This window comes from Paraglaciecola sp. (assembly GCF_051252315.1).
Lineage (GTDB): Bacteria > Pseudomonadota > Gammaproteobacteria > Enterobacterales > Alteromonadaceae > Paraglaciecola.
The window spans coordinates 1-17,022 of record NZ_JBPOFP010000103.1; the positions used below are offsets into that span (position 1 = coordinate 1).

Sequence of the window (17,022 nt, forward strand, 5' to 3'; positions counted from 1 at the left end):
GTGTAATATACTTCTCATTAATATTACGTATACTGACAGATATCAGATTTAGCGAAGGAAGTTAATATGTCTGATTTTGTCGATAGTGACAGCTCGGGTAAAGCGGACAAGGATCATTTTTATCACTCCAGTTTAGAAGGGGTGCTTAATACCGTGGTTGACGGAATTGTTACAATCAATTCCCAAGGTTTGATTCTGAGCTTCAACCCTTCAGCAGTCAGAATATTTGGTTACCTTCCTGAAGAAGTGATTGGACAAAACGTTAAAATGTTAATGCCAGAGCCCTATCATGCTGAACATGACGGGTACTTACACAATTATTTTTCAACCGGTGAAAAACAAATAATTGGCAAAGGAAGAGAAGTAAAAGCAAAACGAAAAGACGGCAGTGTATTCCCCATGGAACTTGGGGTGAGTGAAATGAAAATTGACAATGAAGTCATGTTTGTCGGCACCATAAGAGACATTTCAGACCGCAAATCAGCGGAACAAGCATTAAAAGAAAACCAAGCTCAACTGCAGGCAATTGTAGACAATACAGTAGACGGCCTGATCACCATATCTGATACCGGTATTGTTGAACATTACAACAAAGCCTGCGAAAGAATTTTTGAATACTCACCGCAAGAAGTCATTGGCAAAAATGTAAAAATGTTAATGCCTGACCCTTACCACAAAGAACACGATGGTTATTTAAAAAACTATACCCAAACAGGCACCAGAAAAATTATTGGACTTGGCAGAGAAGTAGAAGGAAAGCGCAAAAGTGGTAGTACGTTTCCATTAGATTTATCAGTAAGTGAGATAAATGTGCATGGTAGAAGAATATATAGTGGCATAGTCAGAGATATTTCAGCTCGAAAAAAAGCTGAAGACGAAATCAAACAAGCAAATGCTGAGTTAGAGGAATTTTCATATCGCACTTCGCACGATTTACGTTCTCCTCTCATTTCGTCCATAAAGTTGCTCGATCTAATATCAGAAGCGGTTCAATCGAATGAAACTGATAAAGCGCTAATGGCTATTGGCATGGTACAAACTTCTCTTACTCGCTTAGAAGAACTGGTTAAAGACATTTTAACGCTCACTAAAGCTACAAAATTAGACGAAGAGATAAACGCGCTTAACGTCAGTGAAGTCATTAATCAATCTCTAAGCAATCTCAGTTACATGGAAAACTTTGATCGACTGGACATTAGATTAAACCTTAATTTTACAAATGAGCTATATGCACCAAAAAGTCGTTTGATTCTGATCATAGAGAATTTGTTATCCAATGCCATCAAGTATCAAGATATTGGCAAGAATGATTCTTACATCGAGATATCCACAGAAAATGTTCACCATAAATTTATATTAAAGGTTCGAGATAACGGCTTAGGCGTGCCTAAAAACCAACAAGCTAAATTATTTCAAATGTTTAAGCGTTTTCATCCCAAAACAGCTTTTGGTTCGGGACTTGGACTATATATGTTGCAAAAAAGTGTCAAAATCTTAGATGGAAATGTCACTTTTTTTGATTGTGATGATGGCAGCTTATTTGAAATTACTATACCAATTCAATTGTCACCTGAGAACAAAATGACGGAGAGGGAAGTGCAATGAAGCAATCAATTCTGATAGTTGAAGATAGCGAAATAGATCAGTATTTAGCTAAATACATGATCGAAAAATTTAATTCCGAGCTAAGTGTACTTCAAGCTTATGATGGAGAAGAAGCCATCAATTTGCTGAAATCATTATCACAACAACCCAAACTGATACTTTTAGACATCAATATGCCAAGAATGAACGGCTTAGAGTTTTTAGATGAGTATGAGGCAAGTTCGATTGTAAAAACGAACGTGGTTATGTTGACGTCTTCATTTCAAAATAGCGATAGAAATAAATGTATGGCGCATAGCTCTGTAAAAAAATACCTGAACAAACCACTGGATGTGGCTGAAATAGAATCAGCTCTTAGTTTATAGATAATACCAATCCGCATTGATATAAAATGGGCTAACCTAGATTGTTAGCCCATTAAAATGATTAAGCGAGTTTACGGGCCTTAAATTTACGGCCTTTTAATTTACCTTCGTTAAATTGTTTAAGGGCGCGTTTTACACTTCGAGTTTTCACTGCCACGTAGGTATGAGTGGCCGTCACATTAATTTTACCCACGTCTTCAAATGCTATGTCGGCATCTTTTGTCAATGCTCCTATAACATCGCCAGGACGGATTTTGCTCTTTTTGCCTCCATCAATACAGATGGTGGCATATTCTGGCTGGATCAAACGATTAGCATGAAAACGAATAGATTGGATGCTGGTCCATTTAATTTTAGCTTTTTGATAGTCTTCTATGGCGTTGGCTCTGGCAATTTCTTTAGGTGCACAAAGTGTTAATGCTAGCCCTTTAGCCTCTGCCCTACCCGTGCGACCAATTCGATGAATATGCACTTCAGGATCTGGGGTAATTTGATAACTGATCACTGCGTTAACTTCTTTAATATCTAACCCCCGAGACGCCACGTCTGTGGCAATTAATACAGACACACTTCTATTAGCAAAACGTGTTAACACTTGGGTTCTTTCTCTTTGTTCTAAGTCACCGTGCAGGGCTAAAGCTGATACACCTAAGCTGGCTAACTCGTCAGCTACTTCTTGGCAGGCAATTTTAGTATTGCAGAATACAATGGCCGACTCTGCCTGATAATGACTGAGTAATGCTGCCACAGCTTTAATTCTATGGGGCTCTTCTACTTCAAAGAATATTTGCTCAATGCTGCTAGTCTCGTGGGTCGCTTCAACACTCACTTCAATAGGACTGCGCTGCACATCACGACTAATTTGTGCAATTGTGTCGGGGTAAGTGGCTGAAAATAATAAGGTTTGACGATCTAATGGCACCGCATCAATCACCTTAGCCATCTCTACTTCAAAGCCCATATCTAACATTCGATCTGCTTCGTCCAACACTAAGGTATTCACTTCAGACAAATCTAATCTTTGTCTGAACAAGTGATCCATAATTCGTCCTGGTGTGCCTACAATAATATGTGCACCATGTTCTAGCGAGCCTATTTGAGGCCCCATAGGTGTACCGCCACATAAGGTAAGCACTTTAATATTATGAATTCCACGGCCCAATTTACGAATTTCTAAAGCAACCTGCTCTGCCAATTCACGTGTAGGACACATCACTAACGCCTGCACTCTAAATCGTTTCACTCTTAAATTGTGTAATAATCCCAATCCAAAAGCAGCGGTTTTACCACTGCCTGTTTTGGCTTTGGCCACCACATCTTTACCTTCAATAATGGCAGGTAAACTCATAGCTTGGATTTCTGTCATTTCCTTGAACCCCATGGAGTCAAGGTTATCTAACAAGGCGTTTTTTAGGCCTAATGAAGCAAATTCTTTATTCAAAATAATCTCTGATTAATTTATGCCAAACTACTTAGTGGCAGCTTGGTCTTTTAAGGTGGATTCGTCTAACACTTGCAATAACGCTGCACGTGCTCTCAATTTGGTTTCATGATGGGCTGACATATTCAGTGTAGTTATGTTTTTTGCCACACTTGTCACGGTAGACTTAAATTCAGATTCACTCACCACCTGATCTAAGAACCCCGCGCTCACTGCATCATCTGGGCTAAAAATTTGGGCCAATAATACACTGCGATTAAAATACTCAGGAGTGATATGAGCTTTGGCTAATTCAGTGGCGGTATAAGGTAAAGTCATACCAATTGCCACTTCATTTAAGCCAATTTTAAAATCTCCTGCCACACCAATTCGGTAATCAGCAACAAGACATAAAAATGCCCCTAGTGCCACAGCGTGGCCACTACAAGCCACCATAATAGGTGTAGGAAATACCAATAGCCGACGTAATAAACTAAACCCTTTAGCCACCAACTCATTGGCAGCTTGTGGGCTTTCACGCATGACTTGTAAATCAAAACCTGCTGATAAAATTCCTGGCTGTCCGGTAATCACCACTACAGCTTGGTCTTGTTCAGCTTGGTCTAAGGCTGTATGCACGGCATCAATAAGTCCATGAGAAAAGGCGTTCACTTTACCGTTACGTAAACCGATAGTGGCGACTTTATCTGTTAAGTCATAAGTCACTAATTCAGACATACTATTTCCTCAAGGTTTTGACTACCCACAGCTTAGACCTAAAAACTAAATCGTATTAAACTATTTTCCAGTTAACCGTTTGTCCGGCAAAAAATGGCACTATGGCTTCACCACTTGCAAGGCTTACCGAATCAGGCACCTGCCAACTGTCTTTGACTAGGGTCACTGTACCTGTGTTACGTGGCAAACCATAAAAATCTGCACCGTGTAAACTAGCAAAACCTTCGAGTTTATCTAAGGCATTTAGGTCATCAAATACCTGAGTGTAAAGTTCTAATGCACTCCAAGCACTGTAACAACCAGCACATCCGCATGCAGATTCTTTAGCATGTTTTGCGTGAGGTGCAGAATCAGTGCCTAAGAAAAATTTAGGAGACCCAGTCGCTACGGCTTTTCGTAATGCTTGCTGATGAGTACCTCGCTTTAAAACCGGTAAACAATAGTTATGAGGTTTAACACCACCAACTAACAAATCATTACGATTAAGCAATAAATGCTGAGGTGTAATTGTTGCCGCCACCTTGTCAGAACTGCCAGCCACAAACTCGGCCGCGTCTTGAGTGGTAATATGTTCAAACACCACTTTTAAGTTTGGAAAGGCGGCCACAATTTTAGTCATGTATTGATCAATGAATAACTTTTCACGATCAAAAATATCGATATGTGTTTGGGTCACTTCACCGTGAATTAACAGCAATAATCCTTGTTTTTCCATTTCCGCAAAAACCGGGTACATAGCTTCAATACCGCTTACCGCTTGCGCTGAGTTAGTGGTGGCTCCGGCTGGGTATAACTTAGCCGCTACCACACCTGCCTGTTTTGCATCGACAATATCTTGCACTGACGTTTGATTAGTCAAAAACAAGGTCATCAAGGGTTCAAATCCGCTTTCTTTAGGCGCTGCAGCTAAAATTCGTTGTTTATATTCGGTTGCCATTTGGGCTGTTGTTACAGGAGGTACCAAATTAGGCATCACAATCGCACGAGCAAAACATCTAGCCGTTGCAGGTACTGTTTCACCTAACATTTCTCCGTCTCTAAAATGTAAGTGCCAATCGTCTGGTGTCGTGATAGTAATTTGTTGCATGTTTGACCTATAAAATGTGTAGAGAGCTGCTGAAAATCAATACGTTATTATGCCTTATTTTGCGCAACAAAAGGTCGATACGAAAGAATATTTTTTGTCATAACTAACATTGAAAGGTGAGACCTTAAGTAGCGTAGTTATCTGTTACTTAAAACACAAATTAGCCCACCTTGCTAAACCAGCAGTTACCGAACCTTCATAATCACCATTTGCAATGGGGACATTGCCCACCACTGATTTTATCGCTGCGCGTACAATGGGTGAACGAGCCGAACCTCCAGTGATAAAAATTTCATCAGGTTGCGCTGCTGCTTGGGCCAATGTTTCTTGCACTAGTTTTTGTATTTTTAGCACAGGTCTGTAAATAGACTTTTCCAACTGCTGCGCTGAGACTGGAATGTCTATACTTTCTAAAGGTAGCTGAATAAGTGCTTTGTAGTTATCTGTATCCGACAAGGCGACTTTGCTTCTTTCCGCCTCAGCCACAATACTGTGACCTAAAGTATGGTCGTAAATCTGCAACAATCGCATTAATTTTTCAGGCTCTTTAGCACTAGATAACATAGACTTTAACTCTCGATAATTTGCCCGAGAATAAAAGGTTTTTTGCGCTATCACATCGTTGATAGCGATACATTCCCAAAACGGCATGTTGGGCATGGGCAACCCCGACTTGGTATTGGTGTCTTTGCCAAATTCAAACATAAAACTTTTGCTAGCAAGATGAATATCTAAGTCATTGCCACCTACAAAACTGCCAGCATGCCCTAACAAAGAATCAGTTCGTTCTTGTTTACCTACCCAATTTGGCCCCATACGAATGAGTGAGCAATCAGACGTACCACCTCCAATATCCACTACCAACACATTTCTATCTGAAGATAAACTGGCTTCATATTCTAGCCCAGCCGCAACCGGTTCGAATTGAAATTCAATATGTTTAAAACCCGCTCTTGTAGCCGCTCTACGTAAGATATTTTCGGCTTGAATATTTGACTGTTCTCCTCCCTTATTGTGAAAATTAATAGGCCGACCAATTACAGTTTCATCAATTGACTGACTTAACGAGGATTCAAGGTTGTGTTTAATATTGGCCATCATGGCACACACAATATCCTCAAAGATGGTGTAACGAATTTCATCTAATCCTAATAAACCTAAAAACGACTTAGGTGATTTCACATAATAATAATCTGTTGGATCCTGCAAATATAAAGCGGTTGCTTGTTTACCGAACCTGATGTCATCAGGAACAACATCTATGCCTTCTCTTTTATTAGTGTTAATTGAGCTTTGCAATAACTGTTCGCCCACGTCACTCATTGGCAATATATTTAAATGGCGATAAAGGGATTCAGAAACGGATTCTCTATTTGGCGCACACATGGTAGAAGAAATATAAAACTCGCCCTCATTGATGGCAACGGGGTGAACCTCATTATTAACTATATGCGCGACTGAACATGTGGCGGTACCGAAATCAAAACCGACGGCCATTTTTACCTCTTTAATAACAGTTACATAAAGGACTATTAACTTTTCAAATTTGTATCAACTCAAAGACAATTTCTCAGAGCTCACAACATTTTGAAGTTATATATATTTAAATTACCTAGGGGCCAAATTTGAAATGATTTTATTGGGATAAAAAATCATTTATATAGGACAAGAAAAGGCTGAATTTCTATTTTAAATCAAGCAAGATATGCTCACAAATTATTTATGGAAGTTTTTATGCCCGCAGCCATCAGCCTGCTAAATTTAGTCCCAGCAAACAAAAAGAACTGGTTCACTCGGCCAATATTAAAATTACTCGATCGTATCTTAGCCATTAATAAAATGGATGCCCTATATTCTGAAAACAAGTTACATGGTTTAGACAAAACCACCTTTGCCAAACGATTATTAGAAGGCTTAAACCTACAAATAAATGGCGTAGAAACGTTACAAGCTAATATCCCTAAAACCGGACCTGTGGTGATTGCTAGCAATCACCCTTTTGGCGGAATTGAAGGTGTGTTGTTAGCCTGGGCAATTGAACAAGTTCGCCCCGACATTAAAGTGATGGCTAACAAAGGTTTAAAAATATTTCCTGAACTACAAGACTATTTTATTTTTACCAATCCCTTGGCCGCAAACGATCCTAAAAATGCACCTTCCATTCGTCAGTGTTTAAAACATGTTAAACAAGAAGGTGCCTTACTTATTTTCCCAGCGGGAAGTGTGAGCCATTTCCAAAAAGACACCCAACGAATTGCAGATGAATCATGGAACCGTATCGTTGCGAGCCTTGTGAATAAAACCCAAGCTCAGTATGTGCCGGTATTTATTAGCGGAACAAATAGCCCATTATTTCATCGCCTAGGTCGCATTTATTTTCGACTACGTATGTTGATGTTACCGCGTGAATTAGCCAACAAACGCAACACCCAAATCACAGTCACGGCTGGTCAACCCATAGCCGCAAAACATTACGAACAAGGCTTAGATGCAACAATTCAAACCGAATTATTTCGCGCCCAAAGTTATTTATTAGATCCCGCATGGCAACAAGAATGGCCCGACGACCCTGTTACCCATTTAAAACCGCTTGCAGCCGAAATAAGTGGCGAGGTGATTTTACAAGAAGTCAGTCAACTACCCGCTAATCAGCATTTACTCGATCACAAAGGCCTATCTGTTTACTTTGGCTATCAACACCAATTACCCCAAACGGTGCACGAAATAGCGCGATTAAGAGAGCTGGTTTTTAGACAACATAACGAAGGCAGCGGCGAACCAATAGACACAGATAAATTTGATGCCAGCTATACCCATTTATTTGTAATCAAACCAGATTCCGGACAAATAATTGGTGCCTACAGAATGGGGCAAACTGACAAGTTATTAGCAGATGGCAATCTAGAAAATTTATACCTGCACAAAATGTTCGATTTTGGCCCTAAATTTGTCAATAGGAACAAACCTTGTTTAGAAATGGGACGATCATTTTTAATTCCTGAGTATCAAAGAAGTTTTCAAGGGTTATATTTATTATGGCGCGGTATAGGCGCGTTTGTTTGCCAATATCCTCAATATCGAACCTTATACGGCACAGTGTCCATTAGTAAATTGTACGACATGCGTAGTGTCGCGATAATTGAAAAAGCCATGATTACTCAAACCAATAAAGTTGCCCGTAGGCACCCATACCTCTATGAATTCCATCCTGAATTCGCTGACTTTGCGTATAGTCACGAATTGAAATCTCACGTCACACCACTTCTTAAAGGTTTAGAAGCTGATGGCAAAGATGTACCCATTTTACTTAAACACTATAAAAAGTTAGGTGCCGTATTTCATAGTTTAGGTGTGGATAAAAGCTTTAACGATACACCTGGATTGTTACTAAGTGTAGATTTACCTTCCGCACCAGAGAAGTTGCTAAAACTCTATTTAGCGGATGGTTGGCAAGAATATAAAACGGCTGAATAACGACAGGATTAGCTTAGTAAAAGCCGCAACTAGCGGCTTTTATGTTTTAGATTAAACTTTTTTCACAAACTGAGATTTAAATTATCTGAGGTCAGTGCATGAAGTATCCCCAGTTAATTGATGACATTGATCGTTCATAATGCTAAATCTCTTTACACTCTTTAAAAAAGGAACAAGCAATCACCATGCTACTGCGCTCAATTACCAAACATATCCGCAGCCAGAATTGGTTTGCCGTAGCCTTAGACCTGCTGATCGTTGTGGTAGGCGTTTTCTTTGGCATTCAGGTCGCCAATTGGAATGAGGCGCATAAATCCCATGACGTTGAACAGCTAGTGTTACAGCAATTAGCCCAAGAGTTTGATCACATCGAAACTCATTTAACCCGGCAAATCTCAGTACGAGACGAATGGGTAAAAAGACTACGCAACTTAATTTCTGCCATTGAAGGCGACGGAAATTTTGCCTCCGATGATATTAAACTAGGATTATCGGCAGCCATAAATCCTGGCAGGCAAGCGCCCCAGTCAGCGGCCTATCTGCAAATGGTTTCCGGTGGTAGCTTGGCGTCTCTGTCGAGCGCAAAATTACGGATCGCATTGATTGAATATGATGCACGCTTGCAACGGGATGCCTTTGTACACAATAGACTCGTTGAACTTATATTCGCTGAAATGAGCCGTAACGAAGGGATAGACCGAAATCTGCTCATCAATTCCCGGGCAGGTGCCCAAATTGACACTAACGAGCTAAATGACCGCACAAAGTCGATTGCATACATTCGATCTTTTGATTTGGAAGCGCTGCGAGCATATGAAGCACATTATGAAACCATATTTCTGTTACATTTACTGCAGTTAACAGCAGAAGAAAACCAATTAACCCTAACCCGTGATGTATCTGAGTTGATCAAAATATCTGCCAAAGTTCAAATGTGATAAACAACAGAATTACAATTTAAAAGACATGTTTAACATTATTGCGATGGGTGTCATTTTAGCTTCTTTAAATTGATATCTTGCACTGTGAGTAGTTATCTATACTAAAACGTCGTGATAGGAGTTATGAACGTACAGTTATTTAATGGAATTGATAAAAATTATGATTCAGATTATTGCGTTACTATATGCTTCGAATAATGGCATTAATGGTTTAAGAGAATTTGAGTCTAAAGCCATTCCAATCTTACGTGAACATCAAGGTGAATTGCTCAGTGCTTCATTTAACGAAAACAAAGCAGAAAATGAACCTGATGAAATTCATGTCATCCATTTTCCAAATATTGAGTCTTTTAAAGCTTACAAAAATGATCCGAGAGTCATTGAATTATCATCATTGAAAGAGCAAATGATTAGCAAAATGGAGGTTTATGTTACAAATAGATTCCATCAATATTTGTAACATATAAAAGCATCAGTGGCTCTGCCGCTAGATTTGAGCGCAAAGCCTAAAGCTTTTTCTATACCTTTTTCACAAACTGGGACTTAAGTTTCATGGCGCCAATGCCGTCAATTTTACAATCGATGTCATGATCGCCGTCCACTAAACGAATGTTTTTCACCTTGGTGCCTACTTTTACTACAGACGATGAACCTTTGATTTTTAAATCTTTGATGACAGTGACTGTGTCGCCATCTTGTAAGGTATTGCCATTAGAGTCTTTTATGACTTTAGCATCTTCATCCACTTCTCCCGCTTGTGGCCATTCGTGTGCACATTCTGGACATACAAACATATCACGGTCTTCATAGGTATAGGCTGAATCACATTGGGGACAATTAGGTAAATCACTCATGGTAGAAACATCCTTAAACACGGCCAGATTGCGACCTTAAACTCAAATAGGCAGCGGATTATCCTTACTTTTAATATGGAATACCAGAAAAGAAATGCCAGATTTAGCGAGTTTGGTGTTAGAAAAGTTAGGCTTGTTCTCGCAAATAAGTGGCAGTACTTGGTGCGATACCAAAATTAGCATCGGTGTGTTGACCTTGTAATGAACGAATAACCGACATCAGAGAAAAGTGATGCACGGCATGGCTAGACACAAACACTAACTCGCGACCTAAAGTAGAAGAGGTATGAATATTTTTAGTTTCATTCACAGATGTTTCACAAATAACCTTAATGGGTAGTGATGCACAATTCGTTGTGAGTTGATTGAGCCAGTTTTCGACTTTTTCCCAACCGGCAAGGGCGGCTTTAGGGCAAGACTCCACTTCTGAATGACGATGACGTTTGTTGTAGTTAACCACTCCATTAGTCAAACCTTCTATCAAGGCTAAATAGTGGTCCAAAATGTGCCGCATATGTGCACCTGCACTACTGGCAAAATGTGGGGTTAACACCTGTTGATAGTTTTCGGGGCTAATTGCAAACAAAAAACTTTTTGCTTGTTCAACCGTTTCCAACAAGCTATTTATCTCAACATCAGCTTTAAGCATTTTTTTCCTATTTTTATGACAACTACAAGGATTCACTTGTGTAGACCTAAGTAGGACCAGAATTATTTCATAGAGTTCGTTTAAAAAATCCTAATACATCAGGCAGTTACTAACAAGCGCTAATTAAGAGTAACTAACCTAAGTGACAAAACTGTGAACTTAGAAAAACTTATTTGTCCTCACACCGACTTTTATATTCTGGTGAAACGTGCAAATTATTCTCTTTAAAATTTGCTAAACGCGAGGTTTGACAGACTCCATTTTCGCCTAATAAGAATCGCTGACCCCAAGACGATAGTTCATCTGGGTTGCCTTTAACCGCCAAATCTAAATGCCGGTTTTCTGTATTATTACCGGTCCAAGACCAAGCTAATAAACCTACTTTATATTCTGCACCTAACTTAAGAATGGCATCTTCGTCGACTGGTTGTCCTTGATGTTCATCACCAAACTCACCGACGATTAAGGGTAACTTTGCCATTTTAAAGTCATTAAAATATTGTTGAACTTTTAAGGCATTAGGATACACCTGATACATATGCACACTGTACAGCACGTTATGCAGTGGGTCTGCATTGGATATATCTGCAGCATGTTTAACCATGATTCGTTCATGATCTTGGCCATAACTGAGTGCATCAACCACCATCAAATGCCCTAAACCAGCATCTCTAAGAAGATTAATTCCATCTATGTGAGGTTGCTTCCAGTTTTTTAACTGCCCTTCTCCGTGTACAGGCTCATTGCCGATATTAATCATCACATAACCTTCAGTTCCTTTTAAAACATCAACTAACGACAGCCAAAAAGGCATGACCTGCCCGATGGAAATAGCGTGGTCATTACTGCCGAAACCTGTGGTTTCATGTACTTCTAACATAGTGACTATGCCTAATGACTTTGCTTGTTGAATAATACCTTGCACTTCTTCTGGGGTATTTTTGCGCCAAATATGGCCATTACTTAACACCACTCGAATAGTATTTACCCCAAAACTAGCCGCCGAATGAATCGCTTTTTTTGTGGTTTGAGGCGACCAAGCGTGTGTTACGTTAAAACCACTAATAACAAACGGTTTACCCTGACTATCTAATACCGCCCCTCGTTGAACCGTTATACCTGCATAAACCGAAGGCACCAAAGAAATAAGCAACAAACCTAGCCAATTCTTTAAATAGACTAATTTAAGTTTCAAAAGCATCTGGCATCCCTCAAAGGCAAAGTAACTCAAGAATAGCAAAATTTGATTATTTAAAAATAAGCAAATCGACTTCTCTTTTTTAATACTAATTGACTTCCCCCGCATTAAGTTTTAAAGTTTCAGTAATTACTGAAACTTTAAAACTTAATGCGTACTGTGAGATTAACAAAATGATAATGACACCTATGATAGAAACTTTCGTCATGCATTTTGGCGAAATGGGTAGCCGTTGGGGATTTAATAGAACCGTTGGACAAATGTATGCCTTACTTGTGGTTAGCAAGGAACCTATCAGTGCTAACCAAATCGCTGAAGCCTTAAGTATATCTCGAGGCAACGTCAGTATGGGACTAAAAGAATTACAGTCATGGCGTTTAGTGCAAACACACCACAAACCAGGTGACAGAAAAGACTATTTTCACACCAATGGCAGCATATGGGACATGGCTAACCGTGTATTTGAAGAAAGACGTAAAAGAGAAATGGATCCCACTTTGTCTTTGCTTAGAGATATTTTACTCGACACTCCTGCTAACGATGACGAACTTCATGCCCAAGAAAAATTACAAGAAGTACATGATTTATTAGAAGGCATTACAAAATGGTCTAGTGAATTACAAAGGCTTAGCCCAGAGAAATTAGATACATTAATGAAACTCGGCTCAGGTGTCGGAAAAGTACTTGATATGAAAGATAAATTACTTAAACGCAGTAATGAATAGCTGGCCTCGGCTCAACTGCAATAGCTCAGCAAACTAAATAACCACTCAAATCATTACTAAATAGAGGTGTCCTATGGATGACGTCTTACTATTGTCTCGCTTACAATTTGCAGCCAATATCAGTTTTCACATTTTATTTCCGAGCATCACCATCGCCCTTGGTTGGTTCTTATTCTATTTTAAGTTGCGCTTTAATCTTAGTGGCCATCCTGTTTGGATGAGGATCTATCGTTTTTGGGTGAAAATTTTTGCATTAACATTTGCCTTAGGAGTAGTAAGTGGCATCACTATGTCCTTCCAGTTTGGTACAAATTGGCCAGGGTATATGGAGAGGGTGGGCAACATTGCAGGGCCTTTATTGGGTTATGAAGTATTAACCGCGTTTTTCTTAGAAGCCACTTTTTTAGGTGTCATGTTATTTGGTATTCACCGCGTACCTAGCTGGTTGCACACTCTATCCACTCTACTCGTAGCCGTGGGCACCACACTATCGGCTTTTTGGATTATCGCTCTGAACTCCTGGATGCAAACTCCTACTGGGTTTGAAATGCGTGATGGCGTAGCACATGCACTTGATTGGTGGGCGATTATATTCAACCCTTCTTTTCCATATCGTTTAGTACATGTTCTGCTTGCTTCCGGTTTAACTGCGGCGTTTTTAATAGCCGGGATATCCGCTTATCGAATTATTAATGGTGACAATAAAAAAGCGCCTCGTATTGCTTTGAAAACGGCGGTATTTGTGGCCGCTATTTTGATGCCATTACAAATTTTTGTAGGTGATTTACATGGGTTAAACACCTTTGAACATCAACCCCAAAAAGTGGCTGCCATGGAAGGAGTATGGGAAACAGAGAAGTCAGTACCCTTACTTTTATTTGCGATCCCTGATGAAAAAAATCGTACTAATCACTTTGAAATAGCCATCCCTAAAGTCACAAGTATTATTTTGACCCATGATCCAGAAGGAGAAGTACGCGGGCTAAATGAATTTATTGGAGAACATCCTCCCGTGGCGCCTGTCTTTTATGGATTTAGGATCATGGTAGGTATTGGCATGCTGATGTTAATCGTTGCTTGGTATTGCAGCGTTAAATTATTACGCCATAAACACTTAACTAAGCCAGCTCTGTATACACTGGTGGGCATGAGCTTTTCTGGTTGGATTGCAACCTTGGCGGGCTGGTATGTCACCGAAATTGGTCGCCAGCCTTACCTTGTTTCCGGCGTGTTAAAAACGGCAGACGCAGTAACCGATATTGCTTCAGGTAACGTTTTATTTAGCTTTATTTTGTACATGTCTGTGTATGCAATTTTATTGATTGCCTATTTGCACACCCTATTTTTAATGGCTAGAAGAGCCGTTGAAATTGAAGAAATACAGCCAGTTGATATGCTCAATCACATGAGTACAGAGCAAACTAAACCCACACAGCAACAGGAGGGGTCTTAACATGTTCGCAGATGCAAACTTACCCATAATTTTTGCCGCACTCATGGCCTTATCTATCATTGTTTACGCTATTTTAGATGGTTACGACTTAGGCGTAGGTTTATTATTACCTTTGGATAACGACAAACAAGCCGATCAGATGATTGCCTCAATTGGGCCCTTTTGGGACGCAAATGAAACCTGGTTGGTTTTAGCCGTTGGCTTAATGCTGATAGCTTTTCCGAGTGGTCATAGCGTGATCTTAAAAGCACTGTATATTCCTAGTGCCATCATGTTGGTAGGATTGATTTTACGAGGTGTGGCATTTGATTTTCGCGCCAAAGTGGCGCAAGTCAATAAACACCGTTGGAATCAAATTTTTAAACTTGGCTCATTTATAGCCAGTAGTAGCCAAGGTTACATGTTGGGTCATTTTGTCATGGGCTTTGAATTTTCAGTGCTTGCCTATGTGTTCGCATGCCTTAGTGCTTTAGGTGTGACATGTGCTTACGCCTTAATTGGAAGTACGTGGTTAATTTTAAAAACCTCGGATGAATTACAATTAAAAGCCATTGAATGGGCAAAAATAACCGGGAAAATTAGCTTTATAGGCATTCTGGCAGTGTGTGTTGTCAATCCACTTATCAACCCATTTGTGTTCGATAAATGGACAAGTGCTCCTTTTGTATATTTTGCGGCTTTTATCCCGATTGCCAGTTTCGCCCTGTTAGGTGTAGGTCATTTAGTTCTCAAGCAGTTACCTTTAAAAAATGATTCAGGCTGCTGGTTACCCTTTTTGATTACGGTTGTGGTTTATATATTTTGTTTTTGTGGTTTAGCCTTTAGTTTTTATCCCTATGTGGTTCCTGGCAAACTCACCATTTGGCAAGCCTCTAGTGCACCAGAATCATTACGTTTTATTTTATACGGTGCACTTATTGTTATTCCTTGCATACTCGCCTATACGATTTTTTCATATCGAGTATTTTGGGGAAAAGTGCAAGATTTACGGTATTACTAAAACCAAGTGGAATATTAAATCATTGAGTATAAACAGGAGGGCAACATGTTGGTATTAGTCGCAATTATTATGATAATTACCGGCATTGCCCACTCCTATTTAGGTGAAAGATACATTTTAATTCGTTTATTTCGTAGAAACGATCTTCCAGCCATTTTTGGCAATGACCAATTTACTAAAAGTACCCTTAGGTTCGCTTGGCATATCACGTCAATAACCTGGTTTGGTATTGCTGTCATATTGATGTTTGATACGGCTCACTCAAAGTTATTTTTAATTACTATTTCTATCGTATGTTTTATCAGTGCATTAATGGCGGCTTTTTTCACCCGAGGCAAACATTTGTCTTGGATAGTGTTTTTACTAATGGCTGGTTTAATATTGTTCAGCTTGCTTTAAATGCTTAAACTCAAGCTAATCAAATTAATAATGGTATTCGCCAAATATGCTTAATGCAGAGAACTCACCTCAACGTTTTTTCTCCCAAAATGGATATATTAAGCTTTGCGACTTTTTCACTTCACAGCAACTCTCTATCATCAAGCCCTGTATTGATGATTTTCATCAAGCATGGTGTATTGATAACCAAGAGTTTTATCACACTAGAGCAGTGAATAGTTCAGGCCTCACCGCTAAAAGTTATTTAACCGCAGCTCAGCGCTTAACCTTGTTTAAACTAATATCTGATGAAAGAATCGTATCTAGGGTAAAAGATATCATTCCAGATGCGATTTTTATGGGAACACAATTATTCTTTGATCCCGTCACCCCTAACCAAGCTAACTATTGGCATCGTGACCCTCAATATCATCTGAACATAGAAGAACAAAAACAAGCACTAAAAGGCCCTGAAGTGTTACATGTGAGGATCCCGCTTACCGATGAGAGGGGAATTGAAGTTATCCCTGGCTCGCATAAAAAATGGGATAATGAAGAAGAATTACAAGTACGAATGCAGCTAGATGGTCATGTAAACTCTGAAGATCTACCCAGAGGTAAAACCATATCTTTGACCCAAGGTGACATACTCATTTTTTCAGCCAACATGATCCACAGAGGACTTTATGGTCATAACAGGCTAGCCTTGGATTTATTATATTGTGAAAACACGCCTCAACTGATTGAGTTTATTACTGTTGACCATCAGCCTCCCGCTTCGATGTTACCGAAACTCGATTCATCATTGTTTTTGTAAAACAGCTACAAGCTTAAGTTAACCAAGAAACCGACTAGAATTAAATTAGTCCAACCTTAATATGAGTTATTCGTTTTTAGTTTTTTTAACAGAGCTAAAATAAAATAAACGCTTCCAATCACCAGTATTGACTACAGAATACATTTCTTCTCCAATTCCTACCTCAGGGATGAAGTAGCTCACTTCATGCCAGTCTTTCCCCTTAAGCTCTTTTTGTCGTAAATTAATCGTATACACATTTGGATCTCTGCTTCCAACCAAAGATATTTTCAACATATTTGACGACTCATTACCAATTTCCACAAAGGCATCCTCGCC

General features: G+C 39.5%; 18 protein-coding genes. 10 read left to right on the top strand and 8 right to left on the bottom strand.

The features are described 5' to 3' along the window. Positions 1–66: 66 nt before the first annotated feature. Both ACSHXM_RS16870 and ACSHXM_RS16875 read left to right on the top strand, forming a co-directional pair. Positions 67–1,605, top strand: a complete 1,539-nt coding sequence (locus ACSHXM_RS16870) for a PAS domain S-box protein (protein ID WP_435690629.1) — start codon at positions 67–69, stop codon at positions 1,603–1,605. Further along, positions 1,602–1,970 (top strand): response regulator, encoded by a 369-nt coding sequence (locus ACSHXM_RS16875; RefSeq protein WP_435690631.1) that lies wholly within the window; start codon positions 1,602–1,604, stop codon positions 1,968–1,970. The genes ACSHXM_RS16870 and ACSHXM_RS16875 overlap by 4 nt, the downstream gene beginning before the upstream one ends. 61 nt (positions 1,971–2,031) lie before the next feature. Here ACSHXM_RS16875 and dbpA read toward each other — a convergent pair whose 3' ends face one another. From dbpA to yegD, 4 genes are all read right to left on the bottom strand, one after another. After that, positions 2,032–3,411 carry an ATP-dependent RNA helicase DbpA gene (gene dbpA / locus ACSHXM_RS16880; protein WP_435690633.1) on the bottom strand — a complete coding sequence of 460 codons (1,380 nt, stop codon included), beginning with the start codon at positions 3,409–3,411 and terminating at the stop codon, positions 2,032–2,034. 27 nt (positions 3,412–3,438) lie between these two features. Further along, positions 3,439–4,128 carry a crotonase/enoyl-CoA hydratase family protein gene (locus tag ACSHXM_RS16885; RefSeq protein WP_435690635.1) on the bottom strand — a complete coding sequence of 230 codons (690 nt, stop codon included), beginning with the start codon at positions 4,126–4,128 and terminating at the stop codon, positions 3,439–3,441. A 55-nt stretch (positions 4,129–4,183) separates the two neighbouring features. Continuing rightward, the gene (gene pyrC, locus ACSHXM_RS16890; protein ID WP_435690637.1) at positions 4,184–5,215 is read right to left on the bottom strand and encodes a dihydroorotase; all 1,032 of its coding nucleotides are present in this window, start codon (positions 5,213–5,215) and stop codon (positions 4,184–4,186) included. 144 nt (positions 5,216–5,359) lie between these two features. Next, on the bottom strand, positions 5,360–6,712 hold the full coding sequence (gene yegD, locus ACSHXM_RS16895) for a molecular chaperone (protein ID WP_435690639.1): 1,353 nt from the start codon (positions 6,710–6,712) through the stop codon (positions 5,360–5,362). A 237-nt stretch (positions 6,713–6,949) separates the two neighbouring features. Here yegD and ACSHXM_RS16900 point away from each other — a divergent pair, with 237 nt between their 5' ends. The 3 genes from ACSHXM_RS16900 to ACSHXM_RS16910 all read left to right on the top strand — a co-directional run bounded on the left by ACSHXM_RS16900 (position 6,950) and on the right by ACSHXM_RS16910 (position 10,090). Further along, positions 6,950–8,689 carry a lysophospholipid acyltransferase family protein gene (locus ACSHXM_RS16900; protein WP_435690641.1) on the top strand — a complete coding sequence of 580 codons (1,740 nt, stop codon included), beginning with the start codon at positions 6,950–6,952 and terminating at the stop codon, positions 8,687–8,689. A gap of 185 nt (positions 8,690–8,874) precedes the next feature. Then, positions 8,875–9,627: a DUF6090 family protein gene (locus ACSHXM_RS16905; RefSeq protein ID WP_435690643.1), complete on the top strand. Its 753-nt coding sequence runs from the start codon at positions 8,875–8,877 to the stop codon at positions 9,625–9,627. A gap of 163 nt (positions 9,628–9,790) precedes the next feature. Then, a complete protein-coding gene (locus ACSHXM_RS16910) occupies positions 9,791–10,090 on the top strand; it encodes a DUF1330 domain-containing protein (protein ID WP_435690645.1) in 300 nt (99 codons plus the stop codon). A gap of 58 nt (positions 10,091–10,148) precedes the next feature. On the opposite strand, the gene ACSHXM_RS16915 is transcribed toward ACSHXM_RS16910, so the two are convergent. The 3 genes from ACSHXM_RS16915 to ACSHXM_RS16925 form a co-directional block, all read right to left on the bottom strand. Then, positions 10,149–10,484: a zinc ribbon domain-containing protein YjdM gene (locus ACSHXM_RS16915; protein WP_435690647.1), complete on the bottom strand. Its 336-nt coding sequence runs from the start codon at positions 10,482–10,484 to the stop codon at positions 10,149–10,151. Between the two features lie 127 nt (positions 10,485–10,611). Further along, positions 10,612–11,133, bottom strand: a complete 522-nt coding sequence (locus ACSHXM_RS16920; protein WP_435690649.1) for a hypothetical protein — start codon at positions 11,131–11,133, stop codon at positions 10,612–10,614. Between the two features lie 169 nt (positions 11,134–11,302). After that, positions 11,303–12,334, bottom strand: coding sequence for a cellulase family glycosylhydrolase (locus ACSHXM_RS16925; RefSeq protein WP_435690651.1), 1,032 nt, complete (start codon positions 12,332–12,334; stop codon positions 11,303–11,305). Between the two features lie 170 nt (positions 12,335–12,504). On the opposite strand from ACSHXM_RS16925, the gene ACSHXM_RS16930 reads away from it, so the two are divergent. The 5 genes from ACSHXM_RS16930 to ACSHXM_RS16950 all read left to right on the top strand — a co-directional run bounded on the left by ACSHXM_RS16930 (position 12,505) and on the right by ACSHXM_RS16950 (position 16,704). Next, entirely contained in the window at positions 12,505–13,056 is a 552-nt protein-coding gene (locus ACSHXM_RS16930) for a GbsR/MarR family transcriptional regulator (RefSeq protein WP_435690653.1), read from the top strand. Positions 13,057–13,129: 73 nt separating this feature from the next. Next, complete coding sequence (locus ACSHXM_RS16935; RefSeq protein ID WP_435690655.1) at positions 13,130–14,509, top strand: cytochrome ubiquinol oxidase subunit I; 1,380 nt, start codon at positions 13,130–13,132, stop codon at positions 14,507–14,509. Position 14,510: 1 nt separating this feature from the next. Next, positions 14,511–15,509 carry a cytochrome d ubiquinol oxidase subunit II gene (gene cydB / locus ACSHXM_RS16940; protein ID WP_435690657.1) on the top strand — a complete coding sequence of 333 codons (999 nt, stop codon included), beginning with the start codon at positions 14,511–14,513 and terminating at the stop codon, positions 15,507–15,509. A gap of 45 nt (positions 15,510–15,554) precedes the next feature. Then, positions 15,555–15,908, top strand: a complete 354-nt coding sequence (locus ACSHXM_RS16945; RefSeq protein WP_435690659.1) for a hypothetical protein — start codon at positions 15,555–15,557, stop codon at positions 15,906–15,908. A gap of 46 nt (positions 15,909–15,954) precedes the next feature. Continuing rightward, a complete protein-coding gene (locus tag ACSHXM_RS16950) occupies positions 15,955–16,704 on the top strand; it encodes a phytanoyl-CoA dioxygenase family protein (RefSeq protein WP_435690661.1) in 750 nt (249 codons plus the stop codon). A gap of 66 nt (positions 16,705–16,770) precedes the next feature. On the opposite strand, the gene ACSHXM_RS16955 is transcribed toward ACSHXM_RS16950, so the two are convergent. Further along, a partial coding sequence (locus tag ACSHXM_RS16955; RefSeq protein WP_435690663.1) for a hypothetical protein occupies positions 16,771–17,022 on the bottom strand: 252 nt, incomplete at its 5' end.